This window comes from Pseudomonas pisciculturae (genome assembly GCF_015461805.1).
Taxonomy (GTDB): Bacteria; Pseudomonadota; Gammaproteobacteria; order Pseudomonadales; family Pseudomonadaceae; genus Aquipseudomonas; species Aquipseudomonas pisciculturae.
The window spans coordinates 180,101-200,138 of record NZ_JACVZE010000007.1 but is presented as its reverse complement, the minus strand read 5'-3'; the positions used below and the strand labels follow the sequence as shown (position 1 = coordinate 200,138).

Annotated in this window: 22 protein-coding genes and 1 tRNA gene; all 23 read right to left on the bottom strand. The window is 59.5% G+C overall.

Annotation, left to right across the window (positions count from 1 at the left end; translation table 11 throughout):
• Positions 1 to 8: 8 nt before the first annotated feature.
• Entirely contained in the window at positions 9 to 1,250 is a 1,242-nt protein-coding gene (locus ICY20_RS19975; RefSeq protein WP_159955562.1) for an FAD-dependent oxidoreductase, read from the bottom strand.
• Positions 1,240 to 2,127 (bottom strand): bifunctional methylenetetrahydrofolate dehydrogenase/methenyltetrahydrofolate cyclohydrolase FolD, encoded by an 888-nt coding sequence (folD, locus tag ICY20_RS19970; protein ID WP_194938415.1) that lies wholly within the window; start codon positions 2,125 to 2,127, stop codon positions 1,240 to 1,242. The genes ICY20_RS19975 and folD overlap by 11 nt, the downstream gene beginning before the upstream one ends.
• A complete protein-coding gene (gene purU / locus ICY20_RS19965) occupies positions 2,124 to 2,990 on the bottom strand; it encodes a formyltetrahydrofolate deformylase (RefSeq protein WP_194938414.1) in 867 nt (288 codons plus the stop codon). The genes folD and purU overlap by 4 nt, the downstream gene beginning before the upstream one ends.
• Before the next feature lie 165 nt (positions 2,991 to 3,155).
• Positions 3,156 to 3,935, bottom strand: a complete 780-nt coding sequence (locus tag ICY20_RS19960) for an ABC transporter ATP-binding protein (protein WP_198913603.1) — start codon at positions 3,933 to 3,935, stop codon at positions 3,156 to 3,158.
• A complete protein-coding gene (locus tag ICY20_RS19955; protein WP_200846218.1) occupies positions 3,923 to 4,714 on the bottom strand; it encodes an ABC transporter permease in 792 nt (263 codons plus the stop codon). Before ICY20_RS19955 ends, ICY20_RS19960 begins: the two co-directional genes overlap by 13 nt.
• Positions 4,711 to 5,730 (bottom strand): ABC transporter substrate-binding protein, encoded by a 1,020-nt coding sequence (locus ICY20_RS19950; RefSeq protein ID WP_159955556.1) that lies wholly within the window; start codon positions 5,728 to 5,730, stop codon positions 4,711 to 4,713. The genes ICY20_RS19955 and ICY20_RS19950 overlap by 4 nt, the downstream gene beginning before the upstream one ends.
• 308 nt (positions 5,731 to 6,038) lie before the next feature.
• Positions 6,039 to 8,465 carry a TonB-dependent receptor gene (locus ICY20_RS19945; protein ID WP_194938413.1) on the bottom strand — a complete coding sequence of 809 codons (2,427 nt, stop codon included), beginning with the start codon at positions 8,463 to 8,465 and terminating at the stop codon, positions 6,039 to 6,041.
• Positions 8,466 to 8,540: 75 nt separating this feature from the next.
• Entirely contained in the window at positions 8,541 to 9,473 is a 933-nt protein-coding gene (locus tag ICY20_RS19940) for a FecR domain-containing protein (protein ID WP_194938412.1), read from the bottom strand.
• On the bottom strand, positions 9,473 to 9,979 hold the full coding sequence (locus tag ICY20_RS19935) for a sigma-70 family RNA polymerase sigma factor (protein WP_194938411.1): 507 nt from the start codon (positions 9,977 to 9,979) through the stop codon (positions 9,473 to 9,475). The genes ICY20_RS19940 and ICY20_RS19935 overlap by 1 nt, the downstream gene beginning before the upstream one ends.
• A 67-nt stretch (positions 9,980 to 10,046) precedes the next feature.
• Positions 10,047 to 10,385 (bottom strand): DUF7693 family protein, encoded by a 339-nt coding sequence (locus tag ICY20_RS28560; RefSeq protein ID WP_456107232.1) that lies wholly within the window; start codon positions 10,383 to 10,385, stop codon positions 10,047 to 10,049.
• A 21-nt stretch (positions 10,386 to 10,406) separates the two neighbouring features.
• Positions 10,407 to 11,021 (bottom strand): histidine phosphatase family protein, encoded by a 615-nt coding sequence (locus ICY20_RS19930; protein WP_194938410.1) that lies wholly within the window; start codon positions 11,019 to 11,021, stop codon positions 10,407 to 10,409.
• A 156-nt stretch (positions 11,022 to 11,177) separates the two neighbouring features.
• Positions 11,178 to 11,253 (bottom strand) — tRNA-Lys (locus tag ICY20_RS19925).
• A 63-nt stretch (positions 11,254 to 11,316) separates the two neighbouring features.
• Entirely contained in the window at positions 11,317 to 12,006 is a 690-nt protein-coding gene (gene queC / locus ICY20_RS19920) for a 7-cyano-7-deazaguanine synthase QueC (RefSeq protein ID WP_159955530.1), read from the bottom strand.
• A gap of 1 nt (position 12,007) precedes the next feature.
• On the bottom strand, positions 12,008 to 12,655 hold the full coding sequence (queE, locus tag ICY20_RS19915) for a 7-carboxy-7-deazaguanine synthase QueE (RefSeq protein ID WP_159955528.1): 648 nt from the start codon (positions 12,653 to 12,655) through the stop codon (positions 12,008 to 12,010).
• Between the two features lie 164 nt (positions 12,656 to 12,819).
• The gene (ybgF, locus tag ICY20_RS19910) at positions 12,820 to 13,653 is read right to left on the bottom strand and encodes a tol-pal system protein YbgF (protein WP_194938409.1); all 834 of its coding nucleotides are present in this window, start codon (positions 13,651 to 13,653) and stop codon (positions 12,820 to 12,822) included.
• Positions 13,654 to 13,659: 6 nt separating this feature from the next.
• The gene (pal, locus tag ICY20_RS19905; RefSeq protein ID WP_048727024.1) at positions 13,660 to 14,160 is read right to left on the bottom strand and encodes a peptidoglycan-associated lipoprotein Pal; all 501 of its coding nucleotides are present in this window, start codon (positions 14,158 to 14,160) and stop codon (positions 13,660 to 13,662) included.
• 55 nt (positions 14,161 to 14,215) lie between these two features.
• A complete protein-coding gene (tolB, locus tag ICY20_RS19900) occupies positions 14,216 to 15,496 on the bottom strand; it encodes a Tol-Pal system beta propeller repeat protein TolB (protein ID WP_194938408.1) in 1,281 nt (426 codons plus the stop codon).
• Between the two features lie 17 nt (positions 15,497 to 15,513).
• Positions 15,514 to 16,587 carry a cell envelope integrity protein TolA gene (gene tolA / locus ICY20_RS19895; protein WP_159955522.1) on the bottom strand — a complete coding sequence of 358 codons (1,074 nt, stop codon included), beginning with the start codon at positions 16,585 to 16,587 and terminating at the stop codon, positions 15,514 to 15,516.
• Positions 16,587 to 17,039 carry a protein TolR gene (gene tolR / locus ICY20_RS19890; protein WP_161979898.1) on the bottom strand — a complete coding sequence of 151 codons (453 nt, stop codon included), beginning with the start codon at positions 17,037 to 17,039 and terminating at the stop codon, positions 16,587 to 16,589. Before tolR ends, tolA begins: the two co-directional genes overlap by 1 nt.
• Before the next feature lie 23 nt (positions 17,040 to 17,062).
• Positions 17,063 to 17,758 (bottom strand): protein TolQ, encoded by a 696-nt coding sequence (gene tolQ, locus ICY20_RS19885; RefSeq protein WP_010208111.1) that lies wholly within the window; start codon positions 17,756 to 17,758, stop codon positions 17,063 to 17,065.
• 1 nt (position 17,759) lies between these two features.
• The gene (ybgC, locus tag ICY20_RS19880; protein ID WP_049711751.1) at positions 17,760 to 18,215 is read right to left on the bottom strand and encodes a tol-pal system-associated acyl-CoA thioesterase; all 456 of its coding nucleotides are present in this window, start codon (positions 18,213 to 18,215) and stop codon (positions 17,760 to 17,762) included.
• A gap of 140 nt (positions 18,216 to 18,355) precedes the next feature.
• The gene (gene ruvB, locus ICY20_RS19875; RefSeq protein WP_003175801.1) at positions 18,356 to 19,414 is read right to left on the bottom strand and encodes a Holliday junction branch migration DNA helicase RuvB; all 1,059 of its coding nucleotides are present in this window, start codon (positions 19,412 to 19,414) and stop codon (positions 18,356 to 18,358) included.
• Positions 19,415 to 20,026, bottom strand: a complete 612-nt coding sequence (gene ruvA, locus ICY20_RS19870) for a Holliday junction branch migration protein RuvA (protein ID WP_159955520.1) — start codon at positions 20,024 to 20,026, stop codon at positions 19,415 to 19,417. It lies immediately after the preceding gene.
• Positions 20,027 to 20,038 lie beyond the last annotated feature (12 nt).

Here is a 20,038-nt window from a genome sequence, read left to right as displayed (position 1 = left end):
GCACTCCGTCAGTGGCTGGCCGCTGTCGCGCCCATCTCGTTGACTTGCTGGAAGGTGGAGAACCGGTCGAGGGCAAACGGCTTGATCAGGTCCGGGACCTTGCCGCCGCTGGCGACCAGTTCGGCCATGGTCTTGCCGGTGATGGGCGTGGCCTTGAAGCCCCAGGTGCCCCAGCCGGCGTCAAGGTAGTAATTTTCCACCGGGGACAGGCCCATGATCGGGCTGTAGTCGGGGGTCATGTCGGTCATGCCGCCCCACTGGCGCATCAGCTTGGCGTTGGCCATGAACGGGAACATCTCGATGGCGGCCGACAGCAGGCTTTCCTTGAGGTCCAGGGTGGAGCGCGAGTTGTACAGCGGGTACGGGTCGGAACCGCCACCGAAGACGATCTCGCCACGGCTGGTTTGCTGCACGTAGCAGTGCAGCGCCGAGGAGCTCACCAGCGGGTCGAGGAACGGCTTGAATGGCTGGGTGACCATCGCCTGCAACGGGTAGGTGTGGATCGGCGCCTTGATCCCGGCCTTGTTCAGCAGGATCGAACTGGAACCGGCCACTGCCTGTACCACGCAGCCACACTGAATGGTGCCGCGATTGGTCTTGATGGCGGTGATGCGGCCGTTGGTGATCACCAGGTCCTGTACTTCGGTGAGCTGATGGATCTCGACACCGCGCTTGGCCGCTTCCTTGGCGTAACCCCAGGCCACTGCGTCGTGGCGCGCGGTGGCGCCGTCTTCGTGCCACAACCCGGCGAGCACCGGCAAGTGGCCGGGGTCGAGGTTGAGGGACGGCACCAGTTCGCGGATCTGCTGGCGGTCGATCATTTCGCAGCGCCCGCCGAAGTGTTTGTTCACTTCGGCGCGCTGGCGAAAAGCACGTACCGTGGCATCGGTGTGGGCCAGCGTCAGTTGCCCGCGCTCGGAGTACATGATGTTGAAGTCGAACTCGTTGGACAGCTCTTTGAACATGCGCACCGACTCGATGTAGAACCGCACGCCTTCGGAGGTCAGGTAGTTGGAGCGAATCACCGCCGTGTTGCGTGCGGTATTGCCGCCACCCAGGTAGGCCTTTTCCAGCACGGCCACGTTGGTGATGCCGTGGTACTTGGCCAGGTAATAAGCGGTAGCGAGGCCGTGACCGCCCGCGCCGATGATCACCACGTCATAGGCCGACTTGAGTTCCTTGGGCGCCGGCAAATCCACTTCCACCGGGTACTCGGACGACAAGCCGTATTTCAATAGGCTAAAGGGCATGGTGGGCTCCAGGTACGGACAGTTGCTGGCGCAGGGCGCGCACGGTGTTTTGCAGCAGGAAGGCGATGGTCATGGGGCCGACACCGCCCGGTACCGGGGTGATGGCGGCGGCTTTTTGCGCGGCGCTGGCGAAGTCCACATCCCCCACCAGGCGGGTTCGGTCGGCTTCGGCAATGCGGTTGATACCGACATCGATGACCACCGCGCCCTCCTTCAACCAATCCGCATTGATCAACTGCGGGCGGCCCACGGCGGCGATGACGATATCGGCTTCGCGGCACAGGCGCGGCGCATCCACACTGCGCGAATGCAGCACCGTGACCGTGCAATTGGCTTGCAACAGCAGCGCGGCCATCGGCTTGCCGACAATGTTGGAGCGGCCGACGACGACTGCGTGCTTACCGCTCAAATCACCAAGCACCTGGTTAAGCAGGTACATGCAGCCGCTCGGCGTGCACGGGTACAGCGCCGGTTGGCCGAGGGACAGCGCGCCGACGTTTTCTCGATGGAAACCATCCACGTCCTTGCGCGGGTCAATCGCTTGGATCACCGCCGCTTCGTCGATCTGTTTGGGCAGTGGCATCTGCACCAGAATGCCGTTGACCCGCGGGTCGGCGTTCAGATCGGCGATCAAGGCCAGCACCGTGGCCTGGTCGATATCTGCAGGCAATAGATGCTCCATCGAGCAAATACCCACCTCGGCGCAGCGCTCGACCTTGTTGCGCACGTAAACGCGGCTGGCCGGGTCGTTGCCCACCAGCACCACCGCCAGGCACGGTTGCAGGCCTTCGGCGCCGAGCATTTCAACCTCGTGCTTGACCGCTGCGAGCACCTCGCGCGCGGCCGCTTTCCCATCGATGATTCGGGGTGTGTTCATCGGAAGATCACCGTGCGGTCGTGGTTCATGAACACTCGGTGTTCCAGGTGATACTTCACGGCCTTGGAGAGGGCTACGGTTTCGGTATCACGACCGATGGCCACCAGGTCTTCAGGCTTGTAGGCGTGGTCCACGCGCTGCACTTCCTGCTCGATGATCGGGCCTTCGTCCAAATCCGAAGTCACGTAGTGGGCGGTGGCGCCGATCAACTTGACCCCACGCTCGAACGCCTGGTGATACGGCTTGGCGCCCTTGAAACCGGGCAGGAACGAGTGGTGGATGTTGATCGCACGGCCACTGAGCTGGCGGCACAGGTCATCGGAGAGGATCTGCATGTAGCGCGCCAGTACCACCAACTCGGTGCCGGTCTCACGTACCACGTCGAGCAGTGCTTGTTCCTGCTGAGCCTTGGTGTCTTTGGTCACCGGCAAGTGGATAAAGCGGATGCCTTCACGCTCGGCCATGGCGCGCAGGTCTTTGTGGTTGGAGACAATGGCGGTGATGTCCATCTCCATCTCGCCCTTGTGGCGGCGATACAAGAGGTCGGACAGGCAGTGGTCGAACTTGCTGACCATCAGCAGCACCTTCATCGGGCGGCTGCGGTCGTGGATCTGCCAGGTCATGTCGAATGCCTGGGCCACCGGTTCAAAGCCCGGCTTGAGCGCTTCGATATCACCGACCACGCCGGCATTGAAGCGGAACACCGCCCGCAGGAAGAAACGCCCGGTGAACTCGTCATCGAACTGCGCCAGCTCGCTGATGTAGCATTTCTGCTGCGCCAGGTAAGAGGTGACGGCGGCGACGATGCCCGAAGTGGCCGGGCAACTGACGGTGAGGATAAAAGATTCGTTCAAAGTGTTCATTTTTCGCCTGACAATTTTAAGTTCGTAAGTGAAATTATTTATCAATAAAACCTTGCTTTAAGGCATTACTAAAATCGCTTGCAAATATAGTTTTTATTGAAAAGCTACGGACGAGCGAAACCTGGGCGCAGACCTTCAAAGGGAGGTCTACGCCCAATGGCTTCGTCAGCGCGTCGCCAGGCTTTTAGCCACCTCGCCCTGAACGGTCTTCCAAATCTTCTGCTTCATTGCCAGGTACTGCTCCGACAACTGCACGTCGGCGTTACGCGGGTGCGGCAGGTCGTTGACGATGTCCTGGGCGATCTTGCCCGGCCGGGCCGACATGATCAGGATGCGCGACGACAACATCAGCGCCTCATCAATGGAGTGAGTGATGAAGACGATGGTCTTGCCGCTTTGCTCGTAGATGCGCACCAGCTCTTCTTGCAGCACTTGGCGCGTCATCGCATCCAGCGCGGCGAAGGGTTCGTCGAACAGCATCACCGCCGGGTCGTTGGCCAGCACCCGGGCAATGGTCACGCGCTGCTTCATGCCGCCGGAGAGCTGCTTGGGATAGGCGTTTTCAAAGCCCTTAAGGCCGACCATGTCAACAAACTGCTGGGCAATGGCGCGGCGCTCGGCCTTTTTCATGCCCTTCATCTTCAGGCCGTAGGCGATGTTGTCGAGCACACTCAGCCACGGGAACAGCGCGTACTGCTGGAACACCATGCCGGTGTTGGGGCTCACCTCGGTCACCTGGCGCCCCTCGACCTTCACCAGCCCTTCGCTGGGATGGTCGAAGCCGGCGATCATGTTGAGGGTGGTGCTCTTGCCGCAGCCTGACGCGCCGACAATCACCACGAACTCGCCTTTCTCGATGCGCAGGCTGACGTTATCCAACGCCAGCATGTCGCCGTAGCGCTTGGAGACGCCTTCGAGCTCAATGATTGGGTTCAGTCCTGCCACGATACGAGCCTCCTCTCGATAATGCGCATCACCAGGTCGGTGAGCAGTACGGTGATGCTGATCATGACCATGCCCAATACCACGGTGTCGGTCTGGAAGTACTCCTTGCCGTTCATGATCATGAAGCCCAGGCCTTCACGGGCGGCGATCAGTTCGGCGGAGATCACGCAGGTCCAGGCGATGCCGAGCATCACTTTCAGGCCGGTGATGATCTGCGGCAGCGCAGCCGGCAGGATGATGCCGAACATGATGTTGTGGCGCTTGGCCCCCAGGTTCTTGGCGGCGCGGATCAGCAGTGGGTCGACGTTGCGGGTGGAGTCGATGATGTACAGCAGCGCCGGGGCCAGGGAACCCATGAACACGATGGAGTACTTCTGCGACTCGGAAATGCCGAACCACAACAGTGACAGCGGCACCCAACTCATCGACGGCAACGGCCGCAGGAACGACAGCAGCGGGTTGAAGATCGCCATGCACAGCGGCGACGAACCCATCGCAATGCCCAGCGGCACGGCAACGATGGTGGCCAGCAGGAAGCCGACCATGACGCGGCGGGTCGAGGCGAAGATGTTGGCGATCAGGCTGCCATCACCGGTCATGTCGACGGCGCGGTGCCAGATGTCAGACGGCGCCGGCAGGAACAGGGCCTCAATGAAGCCCATCTTCACGGCGGCTTCCCAGACGGCGAGGATGATGATCAGGGTGGCGAAGCCGATCACCAGCCGCGACACGATGCCGGTGCCCATTGGCACATAAGGGCGAGCGATGGCGCTACTCATGGACGGATCTCTGCGTGGCTGACGAACGAGGTGTTGAACCAGTCATCCACGGCCGGAACCTTGGACAGCTGCTTGTTCTCCAGCATGAAGGCGGCCAGTTGCTTGAGACCATGCTGGAAGCTCTGGGTCTCGATCAGGGTTTGCTTCTGGTCGGCCAGGTCGTGCCACTCGATGGCATTGATGGTCTTGAGTTGTTCGTCCACCGGCAATTTGGTCAGCGAGGTGATCGACTGCGCGGCTTCCTCTGGGTGAGCCTTGATGAAGGCGATGGCTTCCATGTAGCTGTCGACGAACGCTTGGGCTTCCTTCGGGTGCTCCTTGGTGTAGGCACGGCTGGCGATCAGGATGTCTGGCCCGGTGCCGATCTTGAATTGCTTGTAGAGACTGAACTGGGTGTCGTCCGCCAGCAGCGTGCTGCCCTGTTGCTGCAGGATATTGAAGGTGGGCGACCACGCCACGGCAGCGTCGATCTGCCCGGTCTTGAGGGCCGCTGGCATCTCCTGGGTTGGCATGTTCAGCAGCATCACGTCTTTGTTCGGGTCCATCTGCGCTTGTTTGAGCAGGTCAAGGATGAGAATGTGCCCGCTTGATGCGTATGTGACACCGATCTTCTTGCCCTTGAGGCTGGCGATATCCTTGAATTCACCGTTGGTGAACACGCCCTGCACGGTCACGAAGGAGTCCGGTTCCGAGACCACCTCGAACGATTTGCTGCCCGCTGCCATCAACGACAACGCAGGAATCGCGCTTGACGCGGCGAAATCCAGGTTGCCGGACACCATCGCACTCATGCGGCTCGACGAGGTACCAAACAGCTGCCACTGCACATCCAGGCCATTCTTTTTGAAGATGCCTTTATCAATGCCCACCCAGACTGGAAAGCTACTGAACCAGGTCGAGCCGCCATAGATGACAGGCGCAGGCGTGGCGGCCTGAGTGGTGGTGGCGGTAAGGCCGCCGACCAGCAGCGAGGCTGATAACAGGAGGGTTCTGGTGAACGCTTTGAGAGTGGTCATGCAAGGTACCCGAGCTTGGTGGGAGCAAAAAGGACGGTTAAAACCGTTCTTCAATGAAGGGCAGAATGTTGTATTTATTCATTGTGAAATGTTATTTTTACAGGTGAATTGATTTTATATATAAACCTGTGATACCGGCTATTTTATAAGTCATATAGAAACTCAAGTAAATACTGTATTTACCCAAGGGATTCGCCGGCCACCCCGCTACCACTGAATACGCAGGCAAAAAAAATCCGGAAATCCGCACTTGCGTGGGGCTTTCCGGACCTTCAGAACCCATCAAAACAATCGGCTACACGCCTCGATCAGAACTCCAACTGCGCAGAGAACGCGACCGTACGCGAATCCCCCAGGTAACTGCTGTTGAGCCAGTAATGCTTGTCGGTGAGGTTGCTCACGTTCATGCGCAGCGTCAGGTCATTGACCCCCAGCGGCAGGTGATAACGGGCGCCGGCATCAAAGGTGGTGACCGACGGCAAGGTGTAGTTGTTAGCCTCGTCTGCGTACTGCTTGCCGGTGTAGAACGCACCGCCGGTGAGGGCAAAGCCTGGCACCGAGGCGACGTCATACTCGGCGTAGACCTTGGCCAACTGCTTAGCCACGTTGATGGGCGCATTGCCAGCGTTTGCCGCCACCGCCGATTTTTTCACCTTCGGGTCCAGCAAGGTAAAGCCGCTGACAAGCGTCAGCTGCGGGGTGACCTTGCCAGTGACACTGAACTCCAGACCGTTGTTTTCCTGACGCCCATCCTGAACATAGACACGCGCCGAGTTGGTGTAGGTATTGGGCTTGTCGATGTTGAAAAAAGCCAGGGTAAACAGGGTGTCACCCAGGCTGGCCTTGGCGCCGATCTCGTACTGCTCGCTGATCTGCGGTGCCAGGGCTGTCCCGGCATTGATCGCCCGAGAAGGCGCAATGCCGCCACTTTGCAGGCCTTCGATGTAGGTGGCGTAGGTGGTCAGCCAGGGTACGGGTTTGTAGATCAACGACAGGCTGGGCGAGGTGGTGCTCTTGTCGTACTCGGTTTTGCGCGGCGCGGTCGAGGTGGCGAAGTCATTGTTATAGGACGTGATGCGCGTGCGGGTCGCCCCCAGGATAGTCGACCACTGCTCGTTGAAGGTGATGATGTCGCCGATCAACAGGTTATGGGTATCGGAGGTACTGGAGACATGTTGCGCGCCATGGCCGATGGAGTAAGCCGGCTGGCTGGCCTGGGGTTGCTGGTCGAGGGACAAGCCCGGGCCGGTCACCGAGCTACGCTGCTGGCTCGGCGTATGGTCTTCGTACATGAGGCTGCGCGCGCTGTTGCCCTGATAACCCAGGGTGACCTTATGCGCCAGCGAACCGGTCGCGAACTGCGAATCAAGGAACAGATAGCCTGAATACTCGCGCGTTTCAATCGGTGCGAACGCGTACAGCGGCTGCGTGTATCGATCCGGCGCATCCACCTGCGGGCCGGTGTAGGTGTACTCCTGGGTATATTGCTGCGCCGCAAAGGCAGCGCGCAGGTTGAACGTATCGTTCAAGCGCCACTTGACCCTCGCGCCGGCCTTGTCGGTCTGGTTTTTGGAGAACGCCCATTTCTGGCTGTACAGCGTGTCGGTATCCAGCGAAGACGCGCCTGGGCGGTACGCCTCGTTGACAAAATACCAGTAGCTGGTGAGGCCACGGGTCAGGCTTTCCTTGTGGGAGGCGTCGAATTGCACTTGCAAATCGTCGCTGATATTCCAGTCCAACGCGAGGCTGACCATCTGGCGACGGCGCTTTTGCAGGTCCATCGCGGTTTCGCCATCCTGGGTCAGAACGTTGAGCCGGTAAGCGAATTTGCCTTCGCTGTCGATCGGGCCACCGAAGTCGCCGTGCAGGTAGTAGTTCTCGCCACCGGCATTGCCCAGCGTGACGTTGTTATAGCGCTGATAGGTCGGGCGCTTGAGCACATAGTTGACCAAGCCGCCGGGCGACGCCGGGCCATACAGGAAACCGGTCAGGCCGGTGGCCACTTCCAGTTGCTCGGTGTCCTCGATGAAGTTGCCTGCATCGGCCAGCGTGGTGAAACGCAGGCCGTCGTTGGCGATATTCAGGCTGGCCGAGCTACCGAAACCACGAATGGTCACGGCGCTGGCATAACCCGCACTTTTGGGCGAGTACAGCTGGGTGAACGGGTTGCGCTTGAGCACATCGTCGGTAGACGTCGCCAGCATGTTCTTGAGCAGTGCCTGGGAAGTGACGCTCATCGAATAGGGCGTATCCTGCAACTTCATCGCCCCCAAAGCGCCCACGCTGCTGATGTTTTCACTCACATAGCCGGCCGCCTGCGAGCCGTCCAATGAAGCGCGCTGGCCCTGGATAGCGATATCCGGAAGGGTCATCGTGCCTGCATCACCACGGGTCTGGACCAGCCCATAGACCCCCTCCCCCAACTTGACAGCTGCAAGCCCGGCACCGCCGAGCAGCGTGGCCAGACCTTGCTCGACGCTGTAGTCACCCTCCAGGCCCGGCGAGTCCAACCCCTCAGTGAGCGCGGGCACAAATTGCACGGTGATCCCGGCCTGGGCGCTGAACCCGGTCAGGGCCTGGCTCAAGCTTGCAGGCTGAACGCTGTACGTATGGGCAACGCCCTCAGCGTGGGCACACAGCGGCTGCACGGCCAGGGCCAGGGCCGGAACCAGGGTAAGCAACGACACGGCAAACGTGCGGCCCCGGGCAGCGCGCGGGATAGTGGGAAGCGTCATGGAGCAAGGTGTCCTATGGTGAGTAGCGATTCACAACTAAGGACGAGCGCCGCAAAAAAACGGGCCAAATAAAGGTCAGGCTTTTTTGATGGTGACCCAGTAGCGGGTGCGATAACTCACCGCAACGGGAAGCGTGGTGGGCAGCGCGGCGAGAATGGCGTCGGTATTGTCGAGCTGAAAACCACCGCTGATACGCAGGCCTGCCACGCTGTCATCGCAATACACGCGACCTGGGCGATACCGCGCCAGCTCTTGCAGGAAGTCGCGCAGCGGCAGGTTTTCGGCCACCAACTGGCCCTGGGTCCACCCCGTCGCCAGCGCGCTGGCCGGGCGCAATGGCCCGAATGCCGCCTCACTGAAATACAACTGCTGCCCAGCCTCGACAACCTGCGCCGCCACCTGCGCAGGCGTGGCGCGAACTTGCCCCTGCAACACCGCGAGCTGGGTGACGCCATCGAGTTGACGCACCGCGAAGCGCGTCCCCAAGGGCTCCATGACGCCTTGGGCACTGACCACTCGCAACGGGCGCTGGTCGGCCCCCGTGGTGATGACGATTTCACCGCGCACCAGGCGAATCAGGCGCTGGCCGGCATCAAAACTCACATCGATGGCACTGTCGGTGTTCAGATTGACCACACTGGCATCCGCGAGCGTCAGCTGCCGACGCTCGCCAATGGCGGTACGGTAATCGGCCATCCAACCCTGCTGCCCCACCATGCGGTAACCCAGGTAGCCCGCCGGCGCCATCGTCGCCAGCACCAGCAGTGCCTTCAGCGCCTGGCGCCGCTCGCGGTTAAGGGTGCCAATCGCAATCGAAGGGGGCAGGCCGCCCAGCTGTTGCTGCACATGCTGCACGCGCTGCCAGGCCCGCTCATGCTCAGGGTCGGCGGCACGCCAACGGGTACAGGCCAGTTGCTGCGCGACACTCAGCGGCTGCTCGTGCATAAGCACCAGCCAATGCGCGGCCTGTCGTGCGACGTCACGGCTGATAGGGGCTTGAGCGGGCATCACAATCCCACGTCATGCAGAATGCAGGCTTCGAAGGCGCTGGCCATATGTCGCTTGACCGTGCGCTCGCCGATACCCAACTGACGAGCGATTTGCAGGTACGTGAGGCCATCCAACTGCGCCAGCAGAAACACCGTACGCACCACCGGCTTCAGGCGATCGAGCATGGCGTCGAGCTGCTGCAGGGTTTCACGCATCTGCCACTGCTCTTGGGGTGAGAGCGCAAATGCCTCGGGCAGCGTGGCGAGCATCTCGAGATAGGCGCGCTCCAGCGATTGCCGACGAAAATAGTCGCAGACCAGGCGCTGCCCCACCGTCGCCAAATACGCACGAGGGCGCTCCAGGATCAGCTTTTCGCCGGTTCTACGCTGGGAAGTGAGGATGCGCAGGAACGTATCCTGCGCCAGGTCCGCCGCCTGGCTGTTGCAGCCCAGGCGCTGATAAAGCCAACCCTTCAGCCACCTGTTGTGCTCTGCATAAAGCAGCCCTAGACGATCCTCACTCACTACTCGCCCCCCGAAAGAAGCGCCGATAATAATTGGTAATGATTCTCATATCAACGAGAGAGGCATGTCATCCAAGGCATTCTCTACCAACGACTTTCAGCAGCCCCTCCAGGGTTTTATGCTCCCACGTGGACAGCAACGCCACCGGATCAGTCCCATACCTGTCACCCGAGCCAAACGACCATTGCCGCCCGGCCGGACAGATGCACGTTTGGCAGTAGCCCAACGCACCGCAGTCGTTGTAAATCGAGAGACGCCAACCGTCGACGTCGACAATTACATGACTGGCATTCATGTCATCCCACGACTGCCACCCCACCGCGGTCATGACGCGCCGGCCCCAAGTGACCTCGCGCAGCACCTCGCACACATCTCTAGCAGAGAGCGGACGATGAGCCCTATCCATTCGCAACGCCTCGCAGCCTGATCAACCTATTTGCCACGCGCCTTCGCCGGGCGACATGGATAGGTTGTATCCGCCGCCGTTAAGCACATGGTTGCTGATTTCGTAGTCACGCCAGTCGGCCATGGCTTGGCCATCAATGCGTTGCGGCTTGCGTTCAATCAACCAGGCTACGGCGTTGATGAACTGCCCATGGGAAAAGGCTGCGATATCGCGGGCCGGATGCCGCGCCAACTGATCGAGGAAACACTGCGCCCTGGCGATAAAGTCCAGGAATGACTCCGCGCCTTCGCCATCCCTGAATGCCGGGTCTGCCCTGAACCAATAGGCCTCGACCCACGACCGCCGCTGGGCAACCGTTGTATTGGCGCACCGCGCAGGTTCAAGATAAGTGAATTCATGGATGGGCCAGGTCTCGATGGCACTGGCTGCGAAATTCGCGACCGTCGCCATTGCGGTTGAATGGGCGCGGGAGAACGGCGAGGCAACGATCAAAGCAGGCGCCTGGACGAAGGAACGAGCCACCTGATGTGCCTGCTCAACGCCCCTTGCCGTAAGGGGGATACTCGCGTGATCCCGGCTTGGTTCGCCGGCATTGGCGGCGCTTTCTCCGTGGCGAATCAACCTGACATGCTTCATTCGCCTCTCCCCTGTACGCACTGGCCCATACGGCCAGCGGGGAAGGATAGACCGAAGCCATGGATATCAGCCACAGCAGAGATGGAATCGCAGGCAAAAAAAAACCCGGAAATCCTCACTTGCGTGGGCCTTCCGGATTTTCTAAACCGCCAAAAATGGTGGGTCGTGTGGGATTCGAACCTACGACCAATTGGTTAAAAGCCAACTGCTCTACCAACTGAGCTAACGACCCGCTGTGTTGTGGCGCGTATAATACTGATTTCTAAGGATTATTCAACACCTTATTTGAAATAAATCAGAAATAACGCGTTGGGTCAGTAATTCCGGCCGCTTGGAAGCCTTCTGCACGCAGTCGGCAGCTGTCGCATTTCCCACAAGCACGGCCTTCATCGTCTGCCTGGTAGCAGGAAACAGTCAGCGAATAATCGACGCCAAGTCCTACACCAGCCTTCACGATATCGGCCTTGCTGAGGTTTTGCAGCGGCGCCAGGATGCGGAAGCCCTGCCCCTCTACACCGGCCTTTGTCGCCAGGTTGGCCATGCGCTCGAATGACTCGACGAACTCAGGACGGCAATCCGGATAGCCCGAGTAATCCACCGCGTTGACGCCGATAAAGATGTCGCGAGCGTTGAGCACTTCTGCCCAGCCAAGGGCCAGGGACAGGAAAACGGTGTTACGCGCAGGCACGTAGGTCACCGGGATGCCTTCGCCAGGGGTTTCTGGCACATCAATACTGCTATCGGTCAGTGCGGAGCCGCCGATGCCGTTGAGGTTAAGGCCAATTACTTTGTGTTCGACCACGCCCATGTCGCGAGCGACGCGGGCGGCGGCATTCAATTCGGCGCGGTGGCGCTGGCCGTAGTCGAAGCTCATGGTGTAGCAGCTGTAGCCTTCGGCCTGGGCCATGGCCACCACGGTGGCGGAGTCAAGGCCACCGGACAGCAGGATTACAGCGCGTTTTTGATCATTCGTGTGTTCGGTCATATCAGCGTCCCGGCTCGTCGTTCCAAAGGTATTTATGCAGCTGCAATTGCAGGCGCACCGGTAGGTTGTCCGCAACGACCCAATCGGCGAGGTCACGTGCATTCAGGTCGTGGTGGCTTGGAGAGAACAACACCTCGCCGGCGCGACGGTCCAGGCCGTATTGAATCAGCTTGGAGTTGGCCCAATCGTAATCGTCACGGGAACAGATCACGAACTTGACCTGATCGTTGGCCGTCAGCAAGTCGATGTTCTCGTAGCGATTGCGGTGCGACTCCTTGGAGTCCGGGGTCTTGAGGTCGACCACGCGGCTGACACGCGGGTCTACCGCGGAAATATCCAGGGCGCCACTGGTCTCGAGCGACACCTCGTAACCGGCGTCGCACAGCTGCTTGAGCAAAGGAATCGCATTGGGCTGGGCCAGCGGCTCGCCACCCGTCACACAGACGTAGCGTGGCCGATAACCGGCAACCTGCTCCAGGATGTCGTCGAGGGTGCGCACGGTGCCCCCACTGAAGGCGTAGGCGCTGTCACAGTATTGGCAGCGCAACGGGCAGCCGGTGAGGCGCACAAATACTGTGGGCAGGCCAGCGGTGCGCGTTTCACCCTGTAACGAGTAAAAAACTTCGGTGATGCGTAATGTGTCTTGCATAGTCGCCACGGGCGTAACAGCTAAACAGGCTGTCCGCCTCCGTCAGGCACTTCGAGAGACCCCGCCAACGCGCAGGCCCCAAGAAGCGTGTTTCATAAAAGGGCGTGGATTCTAACGAAAAAACCCGCGCCAGGCGCGGGTTTCTTCTAAACGGGCTGCACCGCTTACAAGCGTTGCAGATCCCGCTGAGCCAACTGGGCGGCAGAAGTACCCGGATACTGGGCCACCACCTGCTGCAGAATGCCCCTTACCTTGTCGGTATGACCCAGGCGGCGCTCTACGTCGGCGAGTTTATACAGCGAATCCGGCACCTTGGCGTGCTTGGGGTACAACTGGCTGACCTTGGCAAATGCCTGGCCCGCGCCCTGTAAATCACCCTTTGCCAGGTTCACCTCACCCAACCAGTACTGGGCATTGCCCGCGTACTGGCTGTTTGGGTAACGGCCGAGGAATGCGGTAAAAGCCTTGCTGGCCTTATCGAAATCCTTGGCTTTGATCAGGTCAAAAGCTGCGTCGTAATACAGCTTTTCTTTAGCCGGATCACCCGGTTCGCTGCTGGCGGCAGGGGCTTGGCTGGCAGCCGCCCCTGCTGCTGCACCACCGGCGGCGGCACTTGGCGCGCCACCGGCAGAAGAATTATCAGGAGTTGCGGCAGGTTGAACGCCGGCTCCAATGCGTCGATCAAGATCCTGGTAACGCTCCAGGCCTTCTTGCTTCAGCTGACGCACTTCATTTTGCAGAATTTCAATGGTGCCTTGCTGCTGCGCCAATTGATCCTGCATGCGTTGCAGCTGGTTGAACAGTTCGCCCTGTGCCGAGGGAGCGGACGTAGCCGCCCCCCCAGCATAGGCGCCGTTCGTGCCATAACCCGCTGGCGGATAGCTGCTCCCGCTATTGTTATAGCCAGAGTTGCTATCTTCCACAGGAACCGCAGCCCACACCGCAAGCGGTGCGAGGCTGAGAGCCAATACAGTTAGAGCACGACGGCACGTTCGCATGACGAATTACTTACGCAGTTCGACGCGACGGTTTTGAGCCCAGGACTGCTCGTCGTGGCCAGTAGCAACTGGACGCTCTTTACCGTAGGAAACCAGTTCCAGTTGGCCTGGAGCAACACCTTGCAGTACCAGGTAGCGCTGAACGGCTTTCGCACGACGCTCGCCCAGTGCCATGTTGTACTCACGAGTACCACGTTCGTCGGTGTTACCTTCCAGAACAACGCGAGCGCCGTTACCTTTCAGGTCCTTCGCGTGAACGTCCAGAGCGCGCATGGCTTCTGGTTTCAGGTCCGAACTGTCGTATTCGAAGTAGAAAGTGGTGATAGCGCGCAGAGCAGCTTCTTCGCTCAGGGAGCCGTCAACTGCACCAGTGTTAGCGCCGTAACCAGCGTTTGGATCAACAGCTGCGCCTTCACCGGCATTGTCGCCGCCTTTAGACGAGCAACCAACGGCTACGGACAGAGCCAGAGCCAGAGCAGCAAACTTACCAAACTTCAGCATTTCCATCGTGAAACTCCTAATGAACCCCAGTGTGTTAAGTACTTCTTTTTGTAGCGCCGCGTCAGTTCAGGTAAGGGGACCAGGATGGTTCTCTGACTTCGCCTTGAGCGGTAGGAAGTGGGAGCCTTACGCGTCCATTAATGGAAACGAGCATCAAGACTCCCCGGCCCTGCTGGCGGGTGGCGTAGATTACCATGGTGCCGTTGGGCGCAACAGTGGCTGACTCATCAAGGTTGGTATCTGTAAGGATTTTTACCGTTCCACGCTGCAAATCCTGGGCCGCAACCCGGAAATTAGTGAAACCATCCTGACGGTGAATCATCACCAACGTCTTTTCATCAGCCGAAAGCTTCGGATTGGCGTTGTAGTTACCAATAAAGGTCACTCGTTCCGCACCACCGCCGCCGACGCTTGCTTTATAAACCTGTGGCTTGCCGCCACGGTCGGAAGTGAAGTAGATGGTCGAACCATCTTTACCCCAAAACGGCTCGGTATTGATACCCGGGCCGCTGGTGACGCGAGTGATTGCACGCGACGCCATGTTCATCACATAGATGTCCGGGTTGCCGTCCTTGGACAGCACGAACGCCAGGCGCGAACCATCCGGCGACCAGGCTGGCGCACCGTTGAGGCCTTCAAAGTTAGTGATCTGCTCACGACGGCCAGTATCAATGTGCTGGACAAAGATACGCGGACGCTTCTGTTCGAACGACACGTAGGCAATACGCTTGCCGTCCGGCGCAAAGCGCGGCGACAGGATTGGCTCACGCGATTGCAGCAAGGTCACCGCACGCGCACCGTCGTAGTCCGAACGCTGCAAGGTATAACGCGTGTTGTCTACCGAGAAACGCTCAGCCGTTACGTACAGCAGGCGTGTCGAGAACGCACCCTTGATACCGGTGAGTTTTTCAAACGACTGGTCCGAAATGTAGTGGGCCATGTCCCGCAGTTGTTCGGCAGTACCCGAAACGCTGCCGGTCAGAACCTGCTGCTCGGTTGCCACGTTGAACAACGTGTATTGGATCTGCAGGCGACCGCCGGCCGGCGTGATATTGCCGACCATCAGGTATTGCGCGCCTACGGCCTTCCAGTCACGGAACACGACTTCGCTGGCCTGGTTCGGCTGGCTGATCATGTTGCCTTTAGGAATCGGCGCGTAGTAACCGGAGTTGCGCAGGTCGTCGCTGACGATCTGGGCCATGTCGTCCGGCAGCACGCTGCCGCCCTGCCAACCGAACGGCACTACTGCGATCGGGGTGGCCCGATCGCTACCGCTGGTGACCAGGATGTTCTTTTCATCCGCCGCCGCTATCCCTGCCATACAGCAAATAACGACAAGCATTCCTCGAAGAAGGTTTCTCACAAGGCTAGATCCTCAGGTGTGAATGTCATCTTGAATGAACGATAGGGAGCGAAGTCGCTTGGTTTCATTCCCTGCATCTCGGTCAACCGGCCAATGTTCTTGACTGCGGCAACCGCTGAACTGTCAAACGATCCATCGCCGCTGCCTTTGGCCACGGTGACGGAAGTCACGGTGCCGTCCGGCAACATGCCGATCTGCAGCACGACTGTCATGCCTTTGCGTGCCGAAGGTGGTCGTGTCCAGCCTTCTGCTGCCCGCGCCCGAATCAGGTCGTCGAAACTGCCCGCGACTTCATCACCACGTTCATCGGCCAAGGCTTGCTGACGCTGCGGCGTGTCGGAAAGCAAATCTGCCAAGGCCTGGGCCTTTTTCTCTTCGGCGGATTTACGTGCTGCTTCCTGGGCCTTTTTCTTGGTGGCGTCGGCGGCAGCTTTCTTCTTCGCGTCATCGGCGATTTTCTTCTTCGCCTCGTCTGCTTCAGCTTTTTTCTTGGCGTCTTCGGCGGCTTTCTTCTTCGCGTCTTCGACAATCTTTTTCTTGGCGTCTTCAGCGGCCTGTTTCTTGGCCTCTTCTTCGGCAGCCTTTTTGGCTTCTTCTTCAGATTTCTTCTTGGCTATATCAGCCAATTGTTTCTCTTCGGCCTTTTTCGCTTCGGCAGCTTTGTCGGCTTTCTTGGCTTCATCAGCCTTTTTCGCCTCTTCAGCCTTCTTGGCTTCGTCAGCCTTTTTCGATTCCTCGGCCTTTTGAGCCGCCTCTTCTTTCTTTTGTTCCGCAGCAGCCTTCACCGCTTCCTGCTCGACCTTCTTCTGTTCCATCTGTTCGACTTCAGTCTGGCGCGCAGCCGACTTCTGGGCCTCACCCGCAATCTTCTGATTGGTCTGGGTGGTGGCCTGACTTTTCGATTTCAGCTGATACAGGGTCGCCTGCACGATCGGCTTGGCTGGCGGCAGGTCCGGGGTCATGGCAAAGCTGACAAACAGCATGCCAAACACCAGGACGTGCAGGGCAATTGCCCAGACGCTAGGCCAGAAGAAGCTTTCCGAGGCGGACGGCTCTCGCTGTTGCTGCATCAGGGCGCCTCGGTAATCAAGCCAACGTTACCGACGCCGGCCTTCTGCAGCCCGCCCATGGCGCCCATGACAGAGCCGTAGTCGACTGACTTGTCACCGCGGATAAAGACCTGGGTGTGCTTGCCACCTTCGTTGCCCGAACGAATGATCTTGGTCACTGCGTCGGTCATTGCCGGCAAGGTCAGGGCCTTGTCCTGCTGTTTCTGAGTGTCGACTTCGCTGCCAAGGTTCCAGTAGTAGGTCTTGTCGGACTTGATCGAAATGGTCAGCACCTGGGTGTTGTTGTCCTGGGGCAAGGCTTCGCTGGAAACCTTGGGCAGATCAACCTTCACACCCTGGTTGAGCATTGGCGCGGTCACCATGAAGATAACCAGCAGCACCAGCATCACGTCGATGTAAGGCACTACGTTCATCTCGGCGACCGGCTTGCGCTTGGTTCGAGCTCGAGTGATTAAAGCCATCGGGGAGTACCTGCTTATTCTTCGCTGGTGTGCACTTTACGGTGCAGGATCGCCTGGAATTCATCGGCGAAGGTGTAGTAACGGCCAATCAGGTTTTCGCCGCGAGCGGCAAAACGGTTGTATGCGATTACTGCCGGGATAGCAGCGAACAGGCCGATCGCGGTGGCGATCAGGGCTTCGGCGATACCCGGGGCCACGGTGGCCAGGGTGGCTTGCTGCGCCTGGGCCAGGCCACGGAAGGAGTTCATGATGCCCCATACGGTACCGAACAGGCCGATGTACGGGCTCACGGAGCCGACGGTAGCGAGGAACGGCAAGCTTTGCTCAAGCTTCTCTTCTTCGCGGGAGATGGCAACACGCATGGCACGGGCCACGCCTTCCATCACGGCTTCCGGGTCAACACCTGGCTGCTGGCGCAGACGGGAGAATTCCTTGAAGCCAGCACGGAAAATCTGCTCGACGCCCGAATCCGGGTCCGGGTTGCTGCCCGCCTGGCGGTACAGCTTGGACAGGTCGATACCCGACCAGAAGCGCTCTTCAAAGCTCTCCAGGGCACGTCGACCGGCACGCAGCAGGTTGCTGCGCTGAAAAATCATGACCCAAGAGGTAACCGATGCGGCTACCAGGGTCAGCATGACCAGTTGAACCACAACACTGGCATTGCTGACCAGGCTCCACATGGAGGAATGGTCGACGACGGTAGGTTCCACGCTAAATCTCCTGCTTTGATTGTTTACCCGCGCCGCTTACGCCGGCAAAGGCCGCACGTAGAGCTTCGGGAATGGCCCGGGGTTTCAAACTATTGGTGCGCACACAGGCCACCAGGAACTGCCCCTCACAGAGCAGCGTTGCATCCGTTGCCCGCCTGACCTGCTGTTTAAAGCGCAGGCTGACACGGTTCAATTCGATTACTTCAGCGCTTACCAACAATTCGTCATCCAGCCGCGCCGGCGCGTGGTAGCGCGCCTCGCTGGAATGCACGACGAACAACAGGTCCTCGCCTGCCAACTCGGATTGGGCAAAGCCCAGCTCCCGTAGCCGCTCGGTTCGAGCCCGCTCCATGAACTTGAGGTAATTGACGTAATACACGATGCCGCCAGCATCGGTGTCCTCGTAATAAACGCGACATCGATGTGCGAACGACTGATCCCCGTTTTGCGCGCGCATACTCTAGTGCTTACTCCTCAGGTTGCCAATCCGGCTGGGCAACTGTTTTTTCATTCTCGAAAAACACATCCAGTGACTGAATGACGACGCCAGCCACTAGGACAGCACAAACCTTGAATAAATCAGCGAGCGTTAAGCTTTTAATCGTCCACTGCATCGAGGAATTCGTCTACCACGGGCATCTCGCCCAATCGTGACGGAATGTTTAGCCCGAAGTGCAGATAGGCATGGCGCGTCACCACCCGCCCCCTTGGCGTACGCATGATGTAACCCTGCTGGATCAGGTACGGTTCCAGCACATCCTCAATGGTATGACGCTCTTCACTGATGGCCGCCGCCAGACTGTCGACGCCCACCGGGCCGCCGTCGAATTTCTCGATCATGGTCAAGAGTAGACGTCGATCCTGGTGATCGAAGCCGTGTTCGTCCACATCCAGCAGATTCAACGCCAGGTCAGCCACGGCCTTGGTGATATGACCCTTGGCCCGCACTTCGGCAAAATCGCGCACGCGGCGTAGCAAACGGTTGGCGATTCGCGGCGTACCACGGGCCCGGCGGGCGATTTCAAACGCGCCTTCCGGGTCCAGGGGCAGGCCGAGAATGCTCGCCGAACGGCTGACGATGGTCGCCAAGTCTGCGGTGCTATAGAACTCTAGACGTTGAACAATGCCGAAACGGTCTCGCAGCGGGTTGGTCAGCATGCCCGCACGCGTGGTAGCACCCACCAGGGTGAACGGCGGCAGGTCGAGCTTGATCGAGCGGGCTGCCGGGCCTTCGCCGATCATGATGTCGAGCTGAAAATCTTCCATGGCCGGGTACAGCACTTCCTCGACGATCGGCGAAAGCCGGTGGATCTCGTCGATGAACAGCACGTCATGGGGCTCAAGGTTGGTCAGCAATGCCGCCAGGTCACCAGGGCGCTCCAGCACCGGGCCGGAGGTGGACTTGATCGACACGCCCATTTCCTGGGCAATGATATTGGCCAACGTGGTCTTGCCCAACCCCGGCGGGCCGAAGATCAGCGTGTGGTCCAGAGACTCACTGCGCCCGCGCGCGGCCTGGATAAACAACTCCATCTGCTCACGCACGGTGGGCTGCCCGATGTAGTCGGCCAGACTCAGCGGGCGAATGGCCCGGTCCTGGACTTCTTCACGGTCGCGCGGGCCGGTGGCCGCGATCAGACGATCAGCTTCAATCACTTAAATCATTCCCTTCAGGGCGCGGCGAATCATGTCTTCACTGCTCAGGTTCTTGTCCTTGATGGCCGACACCGCCTTACTGGCTTCCTGTGGCTTGTAGCCCAGGGAAATCAGCGCACTCACGGCATCACTTTCGGCACTGGCAACTGGAGCCGCTGGCATGTCCGGCTGGTTCGGCACCAGGGCAAACATGCTCGGTACGACTTCCCAGGCCTTGAAACGGTCCTTGAGCTCTACCAACAGACGCTCGGCGGTTTTCTTGCCGACACCCGGCACCTTGGTCAACGCCGAAGTGTCCTGGGCCGAAACGGCACGCACCAACTCATCCACTTCCAGGCTCGACATCAACGCCAGCGCCAGTTTGGGCCCTACGCCATTGAGGCGAATCAGTTCGCGGAAGAAATCGCGGTCGCGCTTGCCGATAAAACCATAGAGTAACTGGGCGTCTTCGCGTACGACCAGATGGGTATGCAGGGTCAGCGGTTCGCCGACCGACGGCAGGCGATACAGGGTGGTCATGGGCACTTCCAGCTCATACCCCAACCCGTTTACATCCAGAATCAGGTGCGGCGGCTGTTTCTCAGCCAGGGTGCCGCGCAAGCGTCCAATCACGGTTCAAATCCT

Coding starts and splice junctions, on each gene's coding strand:
- ICY20_RS19975 (WP_159955562.1), bottom strand. CDS start 1,250: ATGCCCTTTAGCCTATTGAAATACGGCTTGTCGTCCGAGTACCCGGTG.
- folD (WP_194938415.1), bottom strand. CDS start 2,127: ATGAACACACCCCGAATCATCGATGGGAAAGCGGCCGCGCGCGAGGTG.
- purU (WP_194938414.1), bottom strand. CDS start 2,990: ATGAACACTTTGAACGAATCTTTTATCCTCACCGTCAGTTGCCCGGCC.
- ICY20_RS19955 (WP_200846218.1), bottom strand. CDS start 4,714: ATGAGTAGCGCCATCGCTCGCCCTTATGTGCCAATGGGCACCGGCATC.
- ICY20_RS19950 (WP_159955556.1), bottom strand. CDS start 5,730: ATGACCACTCTCAAAGCGTTCACCAGAACCCTCCTGTTATCAGCCTCG.
- ICY20_RS19945 (WP_194938413.1), bottom strand. CDS start 8,465: ATGACGCTTCCCACTATCCCGCGCGCTGCCCGGGGCCGCACGTTTGCC.
- ICY20_RS19940 (WP_194938412.1), bottom strand. CDS start 9,473: ATGCCCGCTCAAGCCCCTATCAGCCGTGACGTCGCACGACAGGCCGCG.
- ICY20_RS28560 (WP_456107232.1), bottom strand. CDS start 10,385: ATGGATAGGGCTCATCGTCCGCTCTCTGCTAGAGATGTGTGCGAGGTG.
- ICY20_RS19930 (WP_194938410.1), bottom strand. CDS start 11,021: ATGAAGCATGTCAGGTTGATTCGCCACGGAGAAAGCGCCGCCAATGCC.
- queC (WP_159955530.1), bottom strand. CDS start 12,006: ATGACCGAACACACGAATGATCAAAAACGCGCTGTAATCCTGCTGTCC.
- queE (WP_159955528.1), bottom strand. CDS start 12,655: ATGCAAGACACATTACGCATCACCGAAGTTTTTTACTCGTTACAGGGT.
- ybgF (WP_194938409.1), bottom strand. CDS start 13,653: ATGCGAACGTGCCGTCGTGCTCTAACTGTATTGGCTCTCAGCCTCGCA.
- pal (WP_048727024.1), bottom strand. CDS start 14,160: ATGGAAATGCTGAAGTTTGGTAAGTTTGCTGCTCTGGCTCTGGCTCTG.
- tolB (WP_194938408.1), bottom strand. CDS start 15,496: ATGCTTGTCGTTATTTGCTGTATGGCAGGGATAGCGGCGGCGGATGAA.
- tolA (WP_159955522.1), bottom strand. CDS start 16,587: ATGCAGCAACAGCGAGAGCCGTCCGCCTCGGAAAGCTTCTTCTGGCCT.
- ybgC (WP_049711751.1), bottom strand. CDS start 18,215: ATGCGCGCGCAAAACGGGGATCAGTCGTTCGCACATCGATGTCGCGTT.